Source organism: Nonomuraea sp. NPDC050680 (assembly GCF_040654555.1).
Taxonomy (GTDB): domain Bacteria; phylum Actinomycetota; class Actinomycetes; order Streptosporangiales; family Streptosporangiaceae; genus Nonomuraea.
In genome coordinates this window covers 90,029-106,275 of the sequence record NZ_JBFAIF010000013.1, presented here as the reverse complement: position 1 = coordinate 106,275, position 16,247 = coordinate 90,029, and the positions used below count along the sequence as shown (strand labels likewise).

Below are 16,247 nucleotides of genomic sequence, written 5' to 3'. Positions count from 1 at the left end.
GTAAGGAAATCCCACGAGCCGGTGCGAGGAAAATCACATGCAGCTGCAACAGCTCGCCTACTTCGTAGCCGTCGCGGAGACCAGGCACTTCACCCAGGCCGCCGAGCGGATGCGGGTCGCCCAGCCGTCACTCAGCAAGCAGATCAAGGCATTGGAGAGCGACCTCGGCGCCCCGCTGCTCTCCAGGGCGCGCGGCAACGTCACGCTGACCCCGGCGGGAGAGGCGCTGCTACCGCTCGCCCGCCGGATGCTGGCCGACGCCGGCACCGCCCGGCAGGAGGTGGCCGAGCTCGCCGGACTGCGCAGGGGCCGGGTCCGCCTCGGCGCCACGCCGTCACTGTGCGCCGGGCTGCTGGCCGATGCCCTAGCCCGCTTCCACCTCGCCTATCCGGGCATCGAGCTGCTGGTCGAGGAGGACGGCTCACGCGACCTGGTCAGGGCGCTGGCCCGCGGGCAGCTCGACCTGTCCCTCATCATCACGCCGCTGCAGGGCGACGACCCGTCCCTGGTGACCGAGGAGATCCTGCGCGAGAACCTCGTCGTGGTGACGCCCTCCCACCAGCCGGAGCGCAAGCCGTACCTGCGCATGGAGGATCTGCGCGGCCGGGGGATGGTGATGTTCAGGCGCGGCTACGACCTGCGCGAGGCGACGCTGGCGGCCTGCCGCCAGGCCGGGTTCGAGCCCAGGTTCGCGGTGGAGGGCGGCGAGATGGACGCCGTCCTGCGGTTCGTGGAGGCGGGGCTGGGGCTGGCCGTGGTGCCGTCCATGGTGCTCGACGGGCGGCCGGGGCTGACCGGCACTCCCCTGGCACCGCCGGGGCTGAGCCGCACCATCGCGCTGGCCCACCGCAAGGACGTGGAGCCGACGAGGGCGGCGCAGGCCTTCCGTACCACCCTGCTGTCCTTCGTCGTGGAAGCCGGTCATGAGCGCACGCTTCCGCAAGGGGTAGAGCTCATCGCAGAATAATCCCAACAGCCGAACTTCTATCAACTACCACCGGTGGAAGCTGGTGGTTTGCTCTCACGGTCCCATCTGGCTGAAGGGAGGCCGGTAGCGTGTGGCTAGTTGATGGCAGCCCAGCCCGCTACGCCGCGTGCGGCGATGTTGCGGGCCGCGATGTGGTCGGCGTGCCCAGCGAGGCCACACCCGATGCAGACGAACCGGCCCCGAACCGGCCGGTTCGCCCTGGACACACACCCGCATTCCGGACACGCCTGCGACGTATACGCGGGGTCGACCAGCAGGAAGGCGATTCCGGCGCGGGCGGCTTTGTAGCGGGTGAACGTGATCTGCTGGGCGAAGGCCCAGTTGTGCAGGGTGCGCCGCTGGAACCGATGAACCCTTACCCGGCCGCGGATACCCTGCAAATCCTCCAGGGCGACACCGCGGCCGGTGCGTTCGGCTTCACGCACCACGAACTTCGAGATTTGGTGGTTGAGGTCGGTCATCATCCGGTGCTCACGACCGGACAGGCGGCGCAGCACCCGCCGCGCCGCAGAAGTCCCCTTCTTCTGCAGGCGCCGGCGTTGGCGGTGCCGCCGCTCGCGCAGGGTGCGGACGTGGCCGTTGCTGCCGATCGGCCCCGGCAGAGCCGGGCCGGGCAACACCGCGCCGTCGCTGGTGACTGCCAGGTTGGCTATTCCTTGATCCACCCCGACGAAGCCGCTGACCGGCTCGCGTACCGCCGGTGCGGGCAGGGTGAGGGCGACCTGCAGCAGCCACACACCGCGTCGGCGGATCAGGTCGGCCTCGCCCACCGGCAGCGTGTCGATGGCTTTGAGGTCTTCTGGCCGGCCGGTGTAGGGGATGGTGACGCGGCCGGTGGGGGTCCACAGCGACACGGTGCGGGCGTCACGATTGAAGCTCATCAGCCGGGCGTCGTAGGGGACGGCGCCGTGCGGGCGGAAGATGTGGGCGCGTTTCTTGCTGGCGCGCCGGTTGGCGTAGGCGCCGGCGACCCGGGCGATCGCCCGCACGGCCGCTTGCGCGCCGAGCCCGGTCACCTGCCCGCGTACCTCGTAGTAGGCCAGCCGGTGCAGCTCCACCACAGCGAACGTGCGGTGCTGCCACGCCAGGCGGGAGACGACGGTGGCCGCCTGATTACACAGCAGCACCGCCGCGGCCAGCGCGTCGGCTTGGGCCGGGGTGGGCGTGAGCCGCAGTTGCACGATCGTGGGCAGGCCGTTGCGTTTGGTGGTGGAGCGGCGGATCGCCATCGCGTACCTCCTGTCACAGCGTTCTCACCCACCGCACATGTTACCGAACGTGACCGAGTCTTTCCATACTGTTTTCGAAAGATGGGGTGGCGCTTCCTCCCGGCCCTGAAGGACCGGGTCTCCGCCATCAAAACTTCTACGAAGAGGCGCGTGTGACGGCAACTCTCAACGAAACGCTGACGCTCCTCCTCATCGAGGACGACGCCGGTGACGCGTTCCTCGTCGAGGAGCTCCTGAAGCAGGCCGAGGCACCGCCGCACATCACCTGGGTACGCAGCCTGGCCGAGGGCAAGGCCAAGCTCGACGCCCGGATCCAGTGCGTACTCGTCGACCTCACGCTCCCCGACGCCACCGGCCTGGAAGCGCTGGAGCAGGTGCTGGGAGCGGCGCCGCACGCGGCCGTACTGGTGCTCACCGGGCTGCGCGACGCCCACGTGGGGGTCGTCGCGGTCAAGGCCGGAGCGCAGGACTACCTCGTCAAGCAGGACGTCGACGCGCGGCTGCTGGCCAGGGCCATCCGCTACGCGATGGAGCGCAAGCGGGCCGATCTGGCGCAGCTCAGGCTGGTCGCGGCCGAGCTGACGGCCAAGGAGAACGCCCGGCTGGAGAGCGGCCTGCTGCCGGTCGCCCTGCTGCACACCGACGCGCTGGAGCACACCACCCGCTACCTGCCGGGCAGCCAGGGGTCGCTGCTGGCCGGCGACTTCCTCGACACCGTGCAGACGCCTGATGGCGCGGTGCACGTCGTGGTCGGCGACGTCTGCGGGCACGGACCCGACGAGGCCGCGCTCGGCGTGGCGCTGCGCATCGCCTGGCGCACGCTGGTGCTCGCCGGGCAGACCGGCGAGCGGCTGCTGCACACGCTCGACGCCGTCCTGCGCGCCGAGCGCCAGGCCCCGGAGATCTTCACCACGCTGTGCATGGCGACCATCACGCCCGACCTGCGCAACGCCAGGATGCGGGTGGTCGGACACCCACCGCCCGTCCTCGTCCGTGACGGAGTGGTCGGCGTGGTCCCCGGCGCGCCCTCCGGGCCGCCGCTCGGCATCTTCTCCGACGCCGAGTGGACCGTCCTCGACGTGCCGCTGGGCGAGGAATGGTCCATGATGCTCTACACCGACGGTCTGATCGAGGCCGCGGTGGGCGAGCAAAAGGAGCTGCTCGGCGTGGACGGCCTGGTCGACCTGGTACGCGAGCACGGCTCGATCGATCTCGACCGGCTGATCAGGCACGTGGGCACGCTGAGCGACGACCTCGCCGTGGTGCGCGTCAGCAGGAGGTCGCAGTGAGCATCCATCCGCTGCCCCCGCCGAAGCCGGCGACGGGCGTCGGCAGACTGCCGGTGGGTCGCTGGTTCCTCGCCGTCGGCGTGGTGAGCGCCGTGGCGTTCGTGCTGGGGGCCACGCTGATCATGAAGCTGGTCGCCGACGTACGGGAGCGGGGTCCGCGGGCCGACGTCGCAGCCCAGCTCGACCGGCTGAACGCGGCGCTGATCGTGCTGCTGACCGTGGTCGCCGTGGTGGGGATCGGGCTGCTGTTCATCGTCCGCTACGCCGTACTGAAGCCCATCGCCCAGCTGACCGACCAGGTGCGCAAGGTCGCGGCGGGCGACTTCGACCACCGGCTGCACGTGGCGCGGCCGGCGGAGCTGGCCGAGCTGTCGAGCCACGTCGACTCCATGCGCGCGCGCATCGTGTCGGCCTGGCGGCGGGCCGAGGAGCAGTCCGACGAGCTGCGCAGGTCCAACGGGGAGCTGGAGCAGTTCGCCTACGTCGCCAGTCACGACCTGCAGGAGCCGCTGCGCAAGGTGGCCAGCTTCACGCAGATGCTGGAGCAGAGGTACGGCGACCGGCTCGACGACCGGGCCAAGGAGTACATCCGCTACGCGGTCGACGGCGCCAAGCGCATGCAGCTGCTCATCAACGACCTGCTCGACTTCTCCAGGGTGGGCCGGGTCACCGGCGAGCGAGTGGTCACCGACACGGACGCGGCGCTCTCCACGGCCCTGGACAACCTGTCGGCCGCCATGGAGGACACCGGCACGGTCGTCACCCGCGACGCCCTGCCCAAGGTGGTCGGCAACCGTGGCCAGCTCACCCAGCTCTTCCAGAACCTGATCGAGAACGCCGTCAAGTTCCGCTCGGACCTGCCGCCGCGCGTGCACATCGGCGTCAAGCGGGCCGGGCGGATGTGGGAGTTCAGCTGCTCGGACAACGGGATCGGGGTGGACGCCAAGTACGCCGACCGCATCTTCCTGATCTTCCAGCGCCTGCATCCACGGGACGTGTATCCAGGGACCGGCATCGGGCTCGCGCTCTGCCGCAAGATCGTCGAGTATCACGGCGGGCAGCTCTGGCTCGACAGCGGAGACAGCGGTGCCGACAAGGCCGACAAAGCCGACAAGGCCGACGGGAAGGGCGCGACGTTCCGCTGGACCCTGCCCGCGGCTGGAGATGAAGATGACGACTGACTGGCGGCCGATCGAGGTGCTCCTGGTCGAGGACGACCAGGGTGACGTGCTCCTCACCAAGGAGGCGTTCGACTTCAACAAGGTCCGCAACCGCCTGCATGTGGTCAACGACGGCGAGCAGGCGATGGCCTTCCTGCGCCGGGAGGACGGTTACCACGACGCGCCGACGCCCGACCTCATCCTGCTCGACCTGAACCTGCCCCGGATGGGCGGCTTGGAGGTGCTCACCGAGGTGAAGGCCGACGCCGAGCTGCGCACGATCCCCGTGGTGATCCTGACGACCTCCGAGGCGGAGGAGGACATCCTGCACAGCTATCGGCTGCACGCCAATGCGTATGTCTCCAAACCGGTAGATTTTGAGCAATTTATCCGAGTTGTCCGCCAAATAGATGATTTTTTCGTGACTGTGGTTAAGCTCCCGAGCAAAGGGCAGCCCACGTGACAGGGGTACGTGACAGGAATCACAGCGAGTCATCGAAAAAGTGAGTGACCCTCCTCACAAATCCCGAGGCGGTCGTCGTAACGTATCCCCCACCAAAGTGCGCGCTGCGAGCGGAGGCCATGCCCCGCCGTGCACGCGCCAAGCGAACAACCCGGATTCCCTGCGAGCAGGGTCCGCGGGAGGTGGAGAGGTCCGCGATGACCCAAACGACGCCCGATGCTCCTGTCAGAAGGCAGCGTGCGCAGATAAAGGTGCGCACGCTGCGCACCGACAGATGGTGGCTGGCCCCGCTGCTGACGTTCCTGGCACTCAGTGCCTTCCTCGTCTACGGCGTGTGGGCGATCTTCGACGGCAGCTACTACCTCGATCCGTACATCGCCCCGTTCTCGTCGCCGTGTCTGACGACCTCGTGTGCCGAGGGCGCGCGGCTGTTCGGCTGGGCGCCGATCGGTGACTGGTACACGCTGCCGCCCGGTCTGCTGATTCTCGGCCTGCCCGGCGGGTTCCGGCTGACCTGCTACTACTACCGGAAGTCCTACTACCGGTCCTTCTGGCTGTCGCCGCCCGCGTGCGCCGTACAGGAGCCGCACGGCAAGTACAGCGGTGAGACGCGCTTCCCGCTGATCATGCAGAACATCCACCGGTACTTCTTCTACGCGGCCATCGTCATCGGCGCGATCCTGAGCTACGACGCGATCCTGGCGGTCGTCCACAAGCCGCTCGGCCTGGGCTCGTGGATCCTGATCGCCAACGCCGTCCTGATCGTCGCCTACACGCTGTCGTGCCACTCGTGCCGGCACATCACCGCGGGCCGGCTCAACCACTTCTCCCGGCACCCGCTTCGCTACCGGGCCTGGACCTTCGTCTCCAAGCTCAACGCCAAGCACCAGCCACTCGCGTGGGCCTCGATGTTCTCCGTCATGGGCGCCGACCTCTACGTCCGCCTGGTCGCCAAGGGCATCATCGCCTTCCCGTTCGCTTAAGGATCTTTCTGTGGAAATCGAGCGTCACGAATACGACGTCGTCGTCATCGGCGCGGGCGGCGCCGGGCTGCGGGCCGCCATCGAGGCCCGCCAGCAGGGCAAGCGGACGGCGATCGTCTGCAAGTCGCTGTTCGGCAAGGCCCACACGGTCATGGCCGAGGGCGGCGCGGCCGCCGCGATGGGCAACGTCAACTCAGACGACAACTGGATGGTGCACTTCCGTGACACCATGCGGGGCGGCAAGTTCCTGAACAACTGGCGGATGGCCGAACTCCACGCCAAGGAGGCCCCCGACCGGGTCTGGGAGCTGGAGGCGTGGGGCGCGCTGTTCGACCGCACCAAGGACGGCAAGATCAGCCAGCGTAACTTCGGCGGGCACGAGTACCCCCGGCTGGCCCACGTCGGCGACCGCACCGGGCTGGAGCTGATCCGCACGCTGCAGCAGCGCGTCGTCGCGCTCCAGCAGGAGGACTTCGAGACGCACGGCGATCACGAGGCCTACATCAAGGTCTTCGCGGAATGTACGGTCACCCGCCTGCTCAAGGACGGCGACCGCATCTCGGGTGGCTTCGGCTACTGGCGCGAGTCCGGAAATTTCGTGGTCTTTGATGCGCCCGCCGTCGTGCTCGCGACCGGCGGCATCGGCAAGTCCTACGTGGTCACCTCCAACTCCTGGGAGTACACCGGCGACGGCCACGCCCTGGCCCTGCTGGCCGGCGCGAAGCTGATCAACATGGAGTTCATCCAGTTCCACCCCACGGGGATGGTCTGGCCGCCGTCCGTACGCGGCATCCTCGTCACCGAGTCGGTCCGCGGCGACGGCGGCGTGCTGCGCAACTCCAATGGCGAGCGCTTCATGTTCAACTACATCCCCGAGGTGTTCAAGGACAAGTACGCCACCAGCGAGGAGGAGGGCGACCGCTGGTACACCGACCAGGCCAACAACCGCCGTCCCCCGGAGCTGCTGCCGCGTGACGAGGTGGCTCGGGCGATCAACTCCGAGGTCAAGGCGGGGCGCGGCTCTCCCCAGGGCGGCGTCTTCCTCGACGTGTCCAGCCGGCTCCCGGCCGAGGAGATCAAGCGGCGGCTGCCGTCGATGCACCACCAGTTCAAGGAGCTGGCCGACGTCGACATCACCGCCGAGCCCATGCAGGTGGGCCCGACCTGCCACTACATCATGGGCGGCGTCGAGGTCGACGCCGACACCGGCGCGGCGGCCGTGCCGGGGCTCTTCGCCGCGGGCGAGGTCTCGGGCGGCATGCACGGCTCCAACCGCCTGGGCGGCAACTCGCTGTCCGACCTGCTGGTCTTCGGGCGCCGAGCGGGTGCCGGAGCCGCCGCGTACATCGACGGCCTGCCCGCCAGGCCCAAGGTGGCCCAGGAGCTCGTGGAGGAGGCGCACGCCGAGGCGCTGGCGCCGCTGGGCCGCTCCGGCGAGAACCCCTACGAGGTGCACCACGAGCTCCAGCGGACGATGAACGAACTCGTCGGCATCATCCGCAAGGCCGAAGAGGTCTCCGAGGCCCTGGAGGCCGTGGAGAAGCTCAAGGAGCGGGTGCAGCTGGTCGGCGCGGCCGGCTCGCGGATCTACAACCCCGGCTGGCACCTCGCGATCGACCTGCGCAACATGGTCCTCGTCTCGGAGTGCGTGGCGCGGGCCGCGCTGCTGCGCGAGGAGAGCCGCGGCGGGCACACCCGCGACGACTTCCCCGGCATGAACCCGGCGTGGCGCCGCAAGCTGCTCGTCTGCTCGACGGAGGACGGCTCGTCCGTCTCGGTCGAGGAGAAGGTGCAGCCTACGATGGCCGACCACCTGATCAAGCTGTTCGACCGGGACGAGCTGGCGAAATACCTCACCGACGAAGAGATGACCGAGTTCGACGGGATCGCAAAGTCATGAGCTACAAGGCAAAGTTCAAGGTATGGCGCGGTGAGGGCGGTGAGGGCAAGCTCGAGGACTTCACCGTCGAGGTGAACGAGGGCGAGGTCGTCCTCGACATCATCCACCGTCTGCAGGCCACGCAGGCGCCGGACCTGGCGGTCCGCTGGAACTGCAAGGCCGGCAAGTGCGGCTCCTGCTCGATGGAGATCAACGGCAAGCCCCGGCTGGGCTGCATGACGCGGATGTCCACCTTCACCGAGGACGAGACGATCACCGTCACGCCGATGCGTACGTTCCCCGTCATCAAGGACCTCGTCACCGACGTCTCGTTCAACTACGAAAAAGCACGAGAAATCCCGTCCTTCACCCCGCCGGAGGGTGTGCGGCCGGGCGAGTACCGGATGAAGCAGGTCGACGTCGAGCGGTCCCAGGAGTTCCGCAAGTGCATCGAATGCTTCATGTGCAACAACATCTGCCACGTCATCCGTGACCACGAGGAGAACAAGCCCGCCTTCGCCGGGCCGCGCTTCCTCATGCGCATCGCGGAGCTCGACATGCACCCGTACGACGTGGCGGACCGGCAGGAATCAGCCCAGGAGGAGCACGGGCTGGGCTACTGCAACATCACCAAGTGCTGCACCGAGGTCTGTCCCGAGCACATCAAGATCACCGACAACGCGCTCATCCCGATGAAGGAGCGCGTGGCCGATCGCAAGTACGACCCGATCGTGTGGCTGGGCAACAAGATCTTCAAGCGCGCCAAGTGACGTCGTACTGACCGTCGTACCGAATCAGGCCGGTGAGGGCTCCCCTCACCGGCCTTTTTCTCAGGGCCGCGTGACTTTATGACTTCTTTTGCTAAAGTGGTCAACAAGTCACACGGAGGTCGCACGATGGCGTTGGGAAGACCGAGCGAGGCGGCCGACCGCGCCGACCGGATCCTCGACGCGGCGGCCGAGCTGACCGTGCGCCTCGGCGTTCGCAAGGTGACGATCGACGACATCGCCCAGCGGGCCGGCATCGGCAAGGGCACCGTCTACCTGCACTGGCGTACCAAACAGCAGCTCTTCGCGGCCCTGTTCGTACGCGAGGCCATCATCTACGTCGAGACGCTGCTGGCGGAGTTGCGCCGCGATTCGGCCGCGGTGCTGCCCCACCGCATGCTCAGCACGCTGTTCCTGGTGAGCTGCCGCCGGCCGGTGCTGCGGGCGCTCCTCGCCGGCAACCTGCCGCTGCTCGAAGGCAGGATGGCGGACAGCGCGACACGCAGCCACGAGCTGCTCGCCACCGCGCGCTTCCATGAGGTGATGCTCCGGCACGGCCTGCTCCGCGACGACGTCGAGCACCTGATCTACGGCCTGACCGCGACGCAGGCGAGCTTCTACCTCCTCGGCACCGTGATCACGGTGCCCGACGAGCCGGACCCTGAAGCCAAGGCCAGGGTGCTCGCGCACATCGTCCGGCACGCGTACGAGCCGGCCGAGCAGCCTGACCCGCAGGTGATCGCCGCCGCAGCAGCGGAGATCATCGCCGCCTTAGAAGCCCTGATACCGCCGTACCGGAAGTGGCTCTACGCCGCGCACCCCTGATGAAAGGTCGTTCCATGGCAGCCAAGATCTGCCTCGTCACAGGCGCGTCGGCCGGCATCGGCCACGCCACCGCACTCGAACTGCTGCGTGCCGGCCACACGGTGTACGGCGTGGCCCGGCGCGTCGACCGGATGGAGGACATCCGCGAGGCCGGCGGCCACACCCTCGCGATGGACGTCACCAAGGAGGAGGACCTGCGACGCGTCGTCGACACCGTCCTCGCCGAGCAGTCGCGCATCGACGTGCTGGTGAACAACGCCGGCGTCGGCGTGTACGGGGCCGCCGAAGACGTGCCGCTCGACACCGCGCGCCACCAGTTCGAGGTCAACCTGTTCGGGCCCGCCCGCCTGATCCAGCTGGTCCTGCCAGGCATGCGCGAGCGCCGCTCCGGCGCGATCGTCAACGTCTCCTCGATCGCCGGGGTGATCTCGCTCCCGCTCGGCGCCTGGTACCACGCCTCGAAGCACGCCCTGGAAGGCTATTCCGACACCCTGCGCCAGGAGGTCGGCCGCTTCGGCATCAAGGTGGTGGTCGTCCAGCCCGGCCTCATCAAGACGGAGTTCGAGTCGAGCACTCCCCACGACCTGAGAGAGATCTCCGGCGAAGGCGCCTACGCCTCCGTCGCGAACGCGATGGCGGACCGCGCGGAAGCGGCTTTCGCCGGGAAGAACAAGGCTTCGGACCCCTTCGTGGTCGCCCAGACCATCCGCACGGCCATCGACGCCAAGAGCCCCAAGCCGCGGTACGCCGTCGGCTACCTGGCCAACCTCCTGCTGAGAGTCCACCGGCTGCTCTCGGACCGCGCCTTCGACAAGCTCGTCACCCGTACGTGACTGTAGGTTCCGCGCGGAGCGCGCCGCTGTCTGAGGCGGGAGGCCATGCGCCGGCCGTAATGGTCACGCGTGGCCAGGCCGTGGACGACGTGCCGATCGGTGGCGAGCTCGGACACTTGCCTTACGTGCCTTCACGCTCTCCCCAGATAACGACAACAGTCGCGAAATCGTACGACAGCGTTACGAGCGACGTCCCCAGCGGCGCTTGGGCTTCTGCGGAGGCAGCGGCTGGATGGCGGTCACATCGGCGGGCGACTCGTCGGCGAGCGGCCCTTCGAGGGTAGGCCCTCCGGCTGTAGGTCCTTCGCCAAGCTCTTCTGTGCGCAGCCCTTCGCTACCAGGCCCTTCGATACCACGTCCTTCGGCACCAGGTCGGGGCTGGCCGATGCTCTGCCACGGCTCGGCGTCGCCGGTCTCGGCGGCCGAGGCGGCGCCCAGCGGGCGCTCAGGCGAGTCTTCGTACGGACCGGCACCACCGGGCGGGATGTCCGCGGGCGGCTGCTCAGCCGGGACCAGAGCCTCGAACGGAGCCCGGTACGACTCCCCCTCAGGCTCGGGCCGGCTGAAGGCATCGAAGTCGGACTTGGTCGGCTCCTGGCTGAAGGTGTCGAACTCGTCCGGATGCAGCACCACAGGCTCGCCCGCCGCCATGGGCGGCTGCGCCGGACCGTAGCCGGGCTGGCCGTGCATGTTCGGGTCCTGGTAGACCGCGCCGTACTGGACCTGTCCCCCTGGATAGGTCTGTACGGGGACGAAGCTGATGATCGGCGCGTACGCCGTACCGCCCGGATAACCGGGCGCCGCGAAACCGGCAGTGGCATAGCCGGGACCTGCCGGATAGCCGCTCCCTCCCGGTCCACCGGGGGCTCCCGGGAAACCACCAGGGGCTCCCGGGAAGCCGGGCTGACCCGGGCCGCCCGGCAGGCCCGCCTTGCGCACGGCCGCCGCGTGGGCCATCCGGCGCAGTCGCCCCTCGAAGATGAGCACCGCGAACAGCACCAGCAGCACCAGCACGAGCGCCGGGATGCTGAGCTGCTGGGTCAGCGTCCGCTGGTCGTACTCGGGGGCCGCGTTACGCAGCTCGAGCGGGACCGACTCCTCCGTCGAGCTCTCCGTCAAGCTCGGCGACGGCGTCGTCGAAGGGGTCTCCACGGACGCCACGGTCGGCAGGACCACGCCCGTGTCCGTGGGCTCGGGCGTGGACGAGGGAGTGGTCGCGGCCGGCACCTCTACGCTCTGCGACGTTAACGGCTGCAGCGGCGAGGGCGTGGTCTTGGGCGTACTGGGGGTCGAACTCGGCGTCTTCGACTGCTTCGGGGTGCTCGTCTTCGTCGTCGTCTTCGTGGGCGCGGTGACGGTCTTGGTGATCGTCGTTTCCGGGTCCGGAGTGGGGGTTTCCAGCGTCGTGGTGACCGTGACGGTGGTCTCCGGCGTGATGTCGCACACCTCGCCGGCATCGCAGGGCTCGACGGCGGGGTCGTAGGCGACTGCGGAGGCGCTCGCGCTCTGGATGACGAAGGGAACCGCACCGGCACCCGTCAGCCCTAAGGCCAGAATCAGTGCGGACACGGCCGTCGCTCGCGTACGTGCCACCTGTGCCCTCCGCGCAGTCCCCGAAACCATGGTCAAGGAAATCCTAGCCGGGTAAAACTAACAGTAAAGACGGAATTACAACACCTTTCGTCGCAATCGCGCCCGTTGTGCCCTAGCGACCAGCCACAGCCCACCGAGCAGCACCGCGATCCCGCCGGCGACCCATGGCAGTCCGCGTACGCCTGCCAGGGGATTCACCCGTTCGGCCGGTTCAAAGCGGTTACCGGGAATGGCGAAAGGCAGGGGCGGCCCAACTTCTTCAGCCGATGTCATGGCTCCCCACCCGGCTCCCGCACCGGCACCGAAACCCGGAGTCCCAAGTCCCGGAGTGCCACCTGCTGGGGTACCGCTCTGTGGGGTGCCCAGGTCTGGAGCCCCGGCTCTCGGCATGCCGCCGGTACCGACTCCCGAAGTGCCGCCGATGACTCCTGGAGTGCCGCCCACTCCCGGAGTGCCGACCCCCGATGTCGGCGGAGGAAGGACCTGGGGGGCCTGGGGCAGCGTCAGTGCGGGCTCGCGCCGCAGCTCAGGCGCCGGGACCTGGACGGCCGTCCCGTTCCGTACGGCACTGGACGGGTGCGTATGACCGGCTGAGACCATCCGCAGATGGGACTTCGTGGTATGCCCGTTTCCAGGGCGTACCCTTCCGGCGACCGCCGTCTCGTCCGGGCGAGCGTCCTCGGCGCCGCGTTGGACGCGCACCGCTCGGCCACTCAGCGTGACGTCACCACGCGGGATCTCGACGAACGTCCCCGCTCTGTCCTCGGCGGACTCCCCACGCACCACCCCCTGTCCGCGCGTCGCCTTCGGCAGGGTCTGGGCAGATGGCTTCGTCCCCTGCGGCAGGGTCTGGGCGGACGCCTTCGTTCCCTGCGGCAGGGTCTGGGCGGACGCCTTCGTCCCCTGCGGCAGGGTCGCCACAGGCACCGCCGGCCTGCCGCTCGCTCTTACAGGCGCGCTCACTGGCTCCTTGACGGGGGTCGTGGTCGAGCCGACGACGGTCGCGACACCGCCGCCCGTGTCACGTGCCCGAGCCGCCGCCGTGAGCACGACCTCCTTCGGCCCGCGCGGCACCGTGAGCAGCACGTCCACCGACCGATCCCCCGCCACATCACCCAGCGCACACACCCGCGCCCCAGGGACCGCATCCGACGCCACCCCGCCCGGCGCGACTCCGCCACCTGGGTGCGTCTCACCGGACGCGCTCACACCCGGCGCGGTCACACCCCGTGCTGTCGCATCCGGCGCGCTGACCACTGGCGAGGTCGGCACCAGCGCGGTCCTCAGCGACACGGCCAGCGCCGACGATGGCCCGGACGCCAGCACACCTCTCGGCGCCGTCACCCCGTCGACCGGTCGCCCACCCGCCGAAGCCTGTCCGTCAGCCGCCTCCCCAGCGGCGAGCGCGTTCAGCGCGGCGGTCCGAGCCGCCAAAGCACCGTCCGGCAAAGCCTGCCCGGCGGTCGCCTGCCCACTCACACCCGGCCCGCGCGCAACCTCCCGGCCCGCAACCTGCCCATCGCTCGCCAGCCCACCCGAAACCGCCAGCCCACCCGGAACGGCCAGCCCACTCGGGACCTGCCCGCCCGGAACGGCCAGCCCGCCCGGGACCTGCCCGCCCGGAACCGCCAGCCCGCCTGGGACCGCCCGCCCCTCAACCGCCCGATCCCCCGGCCCGCCTACGACTCCCGGGTCCGCGTCCAACAGCTCACCAGCGGGCAAGCTGGGGCACGTCATCGACGTCAGCGCCGGTGCCGGGCTGGTCGCCACCGCGAGCCGGGCGTCGCGCCCCATCCCCTCCAGGCTCACCCGAAACCGCAGGGTATCCCCCGTACGTGCCCATCGCCCGATCTCGCCCGCATCGCCCAGTCGCTCGAAGACCAGCGCGAGCCCAGCTCCTCCAGCGGCCCGGAAGACCTCGGCTGCCACGGGCTCGCACTCGATGCCCGCCAAAACCGACGCCCCCGCGAAGGCCAGTGCCCCCGCCACGATCCAGCCATGTCTGACCACGTCGCCTCCCCTCAGGCCGCGTGACATTACTCTCAGTAATCGTTATGTCACCCAGAGGAGATGGTTAACCCTGTCGAAGCAGATCTTCCACGGCTTTCATGACCGGCAGATCCGCCCCGAGCCAAGCCACGTCGTAATACTCATCAGGCCCGAGCCACCGCAGCGCCAGATGCTCCTTGGCCTCCGGCACGCCCGAGGCCAAGGCGGCCAGCCAGGCCCGCATGACATACCCCTCCGACAGCGGCCAGTCGCCGCCCACCCGCGCGCCCACGGACACGGTCACGCCGAGCTCCTCACGGCACTCCCTGATCAGCGCCTCGATCTCGCTCTCGCCGGGATCCACCTTGCCGCCCGGGAACTCCCACCCGCCGGCGAGGGCGGGCGGCTCGGCCCGCTGCGCGGCGAGTACGCACCCATCCGAGGAGACGATCACCGCCGCCACCACGATCACCGTCATGCCGTCACCACGATCACTGTCATGCCACCACCGCGATCTCTGTCATAGTGCGGCATTCTGCAGCTTCTTGAGCTGTTCGAGCACGTCGGGGTTCTGTAACGGACGGGTGAAACCCATAATATTGCCGCGCGCTTGATACGTCGTCACCTTGATCGGCCCGCACAGCGTGCAGCGGGCCTCCACCATCTTGCCCTTCGACACGATCATTCCGACATGCCCGGGGTTGTTCGGCCCCGTGCCCGGTCCTGCGTTGAAGAACACCAGGTCGCCCGCCTGTTCGTCACCCTGCGGGATCTTCACGCCGAACGGCCACTGCGTGAACGTGGTCCGCGGGATCGACAGCCCCGCCGCCCGATAGGCGGCGTAGATGATGCCCGAGCAGTCGAACGCGTCGGGCCCGGTCCCGCCCCACAGGTACGGCTTGCCGCGCTGGGCCAGCGCGAACTCCAGGATCTTGGCCACCACGTCACTCGGCGCGGCCTCGACCAGCGGATCGTCACAGGCCTCGTCGGCCTGCGGCGGCACCTCGACGGCACCGGACTTGGCGTAGCCCTTGGCGATCTGCTCGACCTGGTCGACGTACCACCAGGCGCGGTTGTAGATGAACAGCGCCTGCCGTACCTTCTCCGGAGCGCCGTTGCGCTTGAGCATCTTCGCGGCGCCCATGATCGCGTCGGCGGGGTTGTAGATGTCACCCACGCCGTCACCGTCGCCGTCGGAGGCGTACCCGTTGAACTTCGACGACATCGCGATCTGCGCCTTGCCGCCCCACGTGCCGATCAGGAACTGCATCGGCCCGGCCGCGCCCGCGGAGTTGGTGCCGCTCTTGACGCCCGCCATGTTCGAGCGGCCGTGGTCGGTCTCCCGCTTGCCGACGGCGGCCAGGATGTTCCACTGGACGCCGATCTTCGTGCCGAACTTCTTGTACAGCTCCAGGTAGTCGGCCGGGATGTCGGAGGCGCCGGTGTCGGACACCTCCTGTACGGGCGTGTCGCCGTTGACGCAGTCAGTACGGGCGGTGCTCCCGCTGCCGAGGAACGACGGGATCGAGGTCATGAGCATCGGCGACATGATGACGACGGCGAGGAGCAGCACCCCGGCGGCTCCGACCGCCAGGGCGACGCGAGCGCGGGAGGTGTTCACCCCTGGGTGTCTCCGTCCTGGCCCTCGTCGGCGGGTTGCAGGTCGAAGACCCGCCAGTCGGAGCCCATCTGACTCACTGTGACCGCGTAGTCGTCCACGAGCTGCTTGTTGCCGCTCTTGGCGGTGATCTGCTGCGTGCCGGTCACCACGAAGACGATGGACGACTTCTCGACCTGCCTGATCTCCTTCATCTTGGCCGTCCCCGCCGCCACGAGCTCGTCGGCGCGGTCGCGCTCGACGGTGCCGGGCGAGGTGCGCGTCCTGGCGAGCACGTTGCCGAACTCGGCGGTGGTGAACACCTTGACCCGATCCACATAGGCCGAGGGCTCCTCGTCGTAGCGGAACGTTCCGTACGCGGCGGTGAACCGCTCGGCCAGGTCGGCCGCCGCGGCGAGCTGCTCCTTGGTCATCGGCAGGTAGGAGTAGATGTCGAACGGCTTGCCGCTGGCGGTCGCCAGCGGCTTGCTCGGCGCGGCCGGTGAGACGGTCGTGGTGTGGCCCGCGGACGCCTGCCCCGCGTCCGGTTCGCCGGAGTCCGGCCACATCGTCAGGTAGATGCCGACGGCGGCGATGACCACCACGATGGCGGCGAAGGCGACGCCCCGCCTGTCACCCGGCTGCGCCATGA

Annotated in this window: 15 protein-coding genes; 9 read left to right on the top strand and 6 right to left on the bottom strand. The window is 69.0% G+C overall.

Going from position 1 to position 16,247, the window contains the following annotated elements; all coding sequences use genetic code 11:
* The first annotated feature begins 37 nt into the window (after positions 1-37).
* Complete coding sequence (locus AB0H88_RS34170) at positions 38-967, top strand: LysR substrate-binding domain-containing protein (RefSeq protein WP_357651830.1); 930 nt, start codon at positions 38-40, stop codon at positions 965-967.
* Positions 968-1,062: 95 nt separating this feature from the next.
* Here the strand turns inward: AB0H88_RS34170 and AB0H88_RS34165 are convergent, their stop codons facing one another.
* The gene (locus AB0H88_RS34165) at positions 1,063-2,217 is read right to left on the bottom strand and encodes a transposase (RefSeq protein WP_357651828.1); all 1,155 of its coding nucleotides are present in this window, start codon (positions 2,215-2,217) and stop codon (positions 1,063-1,065) included.
* Between the two features lie 152 nt (positions 2,218-2,369).
* Between AB0H88_RS34165 and AB0H88_RS34160 the strand changes: the two genes are divergently transcribed.
* The 8 genes from AB0H88_RS34160 (at position 2,370) to AB0H88_RS34125 (ending at position 10,416) form a co-directional block, all read left to right on the top strand.
* On the top strand, positions 2,370-3,506 hold the full coding sequence (locus AB0H88_RS34160) for a SpoIIE family protein phosphatase (protein WP_357651826.1): 1,137 nt from the start codon (positions 2,370-2,372) through the stop codon (positions 3,504-3,506).
* Positions 3,503-4,687: an ATP-binding protein gene (locus tag AB0H88_RS34155; RefSeq protein WP_357651824.1), complete on the top strand. Its 1,185-nt coding sequence runs from the start codon at positions 3,503-3,505 to the stop codon at positions 4,685-4,687. The genes AB0H88_RS34160 and AB0H88_RS34155 overlap by 4 nt, the downstream gene beginning before the upstream one ends.
* Entirely contained in the window at positions 4,677-5,129 is a 453-nt protein-coding gene (locus AB0H88_RS34150) for a response regulator (RefSeq protein ID WP_357651822.1), read from the top strand. Before AB0H88_RS34155 ends, AB0H88_RS34150 begins: the two co-directional genes overlap by 11 nt.
* 197 nt (positions 5,130-5,326) lie before the next feature.
* Positions 5,327-6,112 (top strand): hypothetical protein, encoded by a 786-nt coding sequence (locus AB0H88_RS34145; protein WP_225300741.1) that lies wholly within the window; start codon positions 5,327-5,329, stop codon positions 6,110-6,112.
* 10 nt (positions 6,113-6,122) lie between these two features.
* Positions 6,123-8,012 (top strand): fumarate reductase/succinate dehydrogenase flavoprotein subunit, encoded by a 1,890-nt coding sequence (locus AB0H88_RS34140; protein WP_357651819.1) that lies wholly within the window; start codon positions 6,123-6,125, stop codon positions 8,010-8,012.
* A complete protein-coding gene (locus AB0H88_RS34135) occupies positions 8,009-8,761 on the top strand; it encodes a succinate dehydrogenase/fumarate reductase iron-sulfur subunit (RefSeq protein WP_225300743.1) in 753 nt (250 codons plus the stop codon). Before AB0H88_RS34140 ends, AB0H88_RS34135 begins: the two co-directional genes overlap by 4 nt.
* 126 nt (positions 8,762-8,887) lie before the next feature.
* Entirely contained in the window at positions 8,888-9,583 is a 696-nt protein-coding gene (locus AB0H88_RS34130; protein ID WP_357651816.1) for a TetR/AcrR family transcriptional regulator, read from the top strand.
* Positions 9,584-9,597: 14 nt separating this feature from the next.
* Positions 9,598-10,416, top strand: coding sequence for an oxidoreductase (locus tag AB0H88_RS34125; RefSeq protein ID WP_357651814.1), 819 nt, complete (start codon positions 9,598-9,600; stop codon positions 10,414-10,416).
* A 180-nt stretch (positions 10,417-10,596) separates the two neighbouring features.
* Here AB0H88_RS34125 and AB0H88_RS34120 read toward each other — a convergent pair whose 3' ends face one another.
* The 5 genes from AB0H88_RS34120 to AB0H88_RS34100 all read right to left on the bottom strand — a co-directional run bounded on the left by AB0H88_RS34120 (position 10,597) and on the right by AB0H88_RS34100 (position 16,245).
* The gene (locus tag AB0H88_RS34120; protein WP_357651811.1) at positions 10,597-12,009 is read right to left on the bottom strand and encodes a hypothetical protein; all 1,413 of its coding nucleotides are present in this window, start codon (positions 12,007-12,009) and stop codon (positions 10,597-10,599) included.
* A 75-nt stretch (positions 12,010-12,084) separates the two neighbouring features.
* Entirely contained in the window at positions 12,085-14,019 is a 1,935-nt protein-coding gene (locus tag AB0H88_RS34115) for a hypothetical protein (RefSeq protein WP_357651809.1), read from the bottom strand.
* Positions 14,020-14,083: 64 nt separating this feature from the next.
* Positions 14,084-14,476, bottom strand: a complete 393-nt coding sequence (locus tag AB0H88_RS34110; RefSeq protein WP_357651806.1) for an NUDIX domain-containing protein — start codon at positions 14,474-14,476, stop codon at positions 14,084-14,086.
* 42 nt (positions 14,477-14,518) lie between these two features.
* The gene (locus AB0H88_RS34105; RefSeq protein ID WP_357651803.1) at positions 14,519-15,619 is read right to left on the bottom strand and encodes a bifunctional lytic transglycosylase/C40 family peptidase; all 1,101 of its coding nucleotides are present in this window, start codon (positions 15,617-15,619) and stop codon (positions 14,519-14,521) included.
* Complete coding sequence (locus AB0H88_RS34100; protein WP_357651800.1) at positions 15,616-16,245, bottom strand: hypothetical protein; 630 nt, start codon at positions 16,243-16,245, stop codon at positions 15,616-15,618. The genes AB0H88_RS34105 and AB0H88_RS34100 overlap by 4 nt, the downstream gene beginning before the upstream one ends.
* Positions 16,246-16,247 lie beyond the last annotated feature (2 nt).

What these genes read in the sequence shown, in the direction of transcription:
- AB0H88_RS34170 (WP_357651830.1), top strand. Translation starts at nt 38, where the DNA reads ATGCAGCTGCAACAGCTCGCCTACTTCGTAGCCGTCGCGGAGACCAGG.
- AB0H88_RS34165 (WP_357651828.1), bottom strand. Translation starts at nt 2,217, where the DNA reads ATGGCGATCCGCCGCTCCACCACCAAACGCAACGGCCTGCCCACGATC.
- AB0H88_RS34150 (WP_357651822.1), top strand. Translation starts at nt 4,677, where the DNA reads ATGACGACTGACTGGCGGCCGATCGAGGTGCTCCTGGTCGAGGACGAC.
- AB0H88_RS34145 (WP_225300741.1), top strand. Translation starts at nt 5,327, where the DNA reads ATGACCCAAACGACGCCCGATGCTCCTGTCAGAAGGCAGCGTGCGCAG.
- AB0H88_RS34135 (WP_225300743.1), top strand. Translation starts at nt 8,009, where the DNA reads ATGAGCTACAAGGCAAAGTTCAAGGTATGGCGCGGTGAGGGCGGTGAG.
- AB0H88_RS34130 (WP_357651816.1), top strand. Translation starts at nt 8,888, where the DNA reads ATGGCGTTGGGAAGACCGAGCGAGGCGGCCGACCGCGCCGACCGGATC.
- AB0H88_RS34125 (WP_357651814.1), top strand. Translation starts at nt 9,598, where the DNA reads ATGGCAGCCAAGATCTGCCTCGTCACAGGCGCGTCGGCCGGCATCGGC.
- AB0H88_RS34110 (WP_357651806.1), bottom strand. Translation starts at nt 14,476, where the DNA reads ATGACGGTGATCGTGGTGGCGGCGGTGATCGTCTCCTCGGATGGGTGC.
- AB0H88_RS34100 (WP_357651800.1), bottom strand. Translation starts at nt 16,245, where the DNA reads ATGGCGCAGCCGGGTGACAGGCGGGGCGTCGCCTTCGCCGCCATCGTG.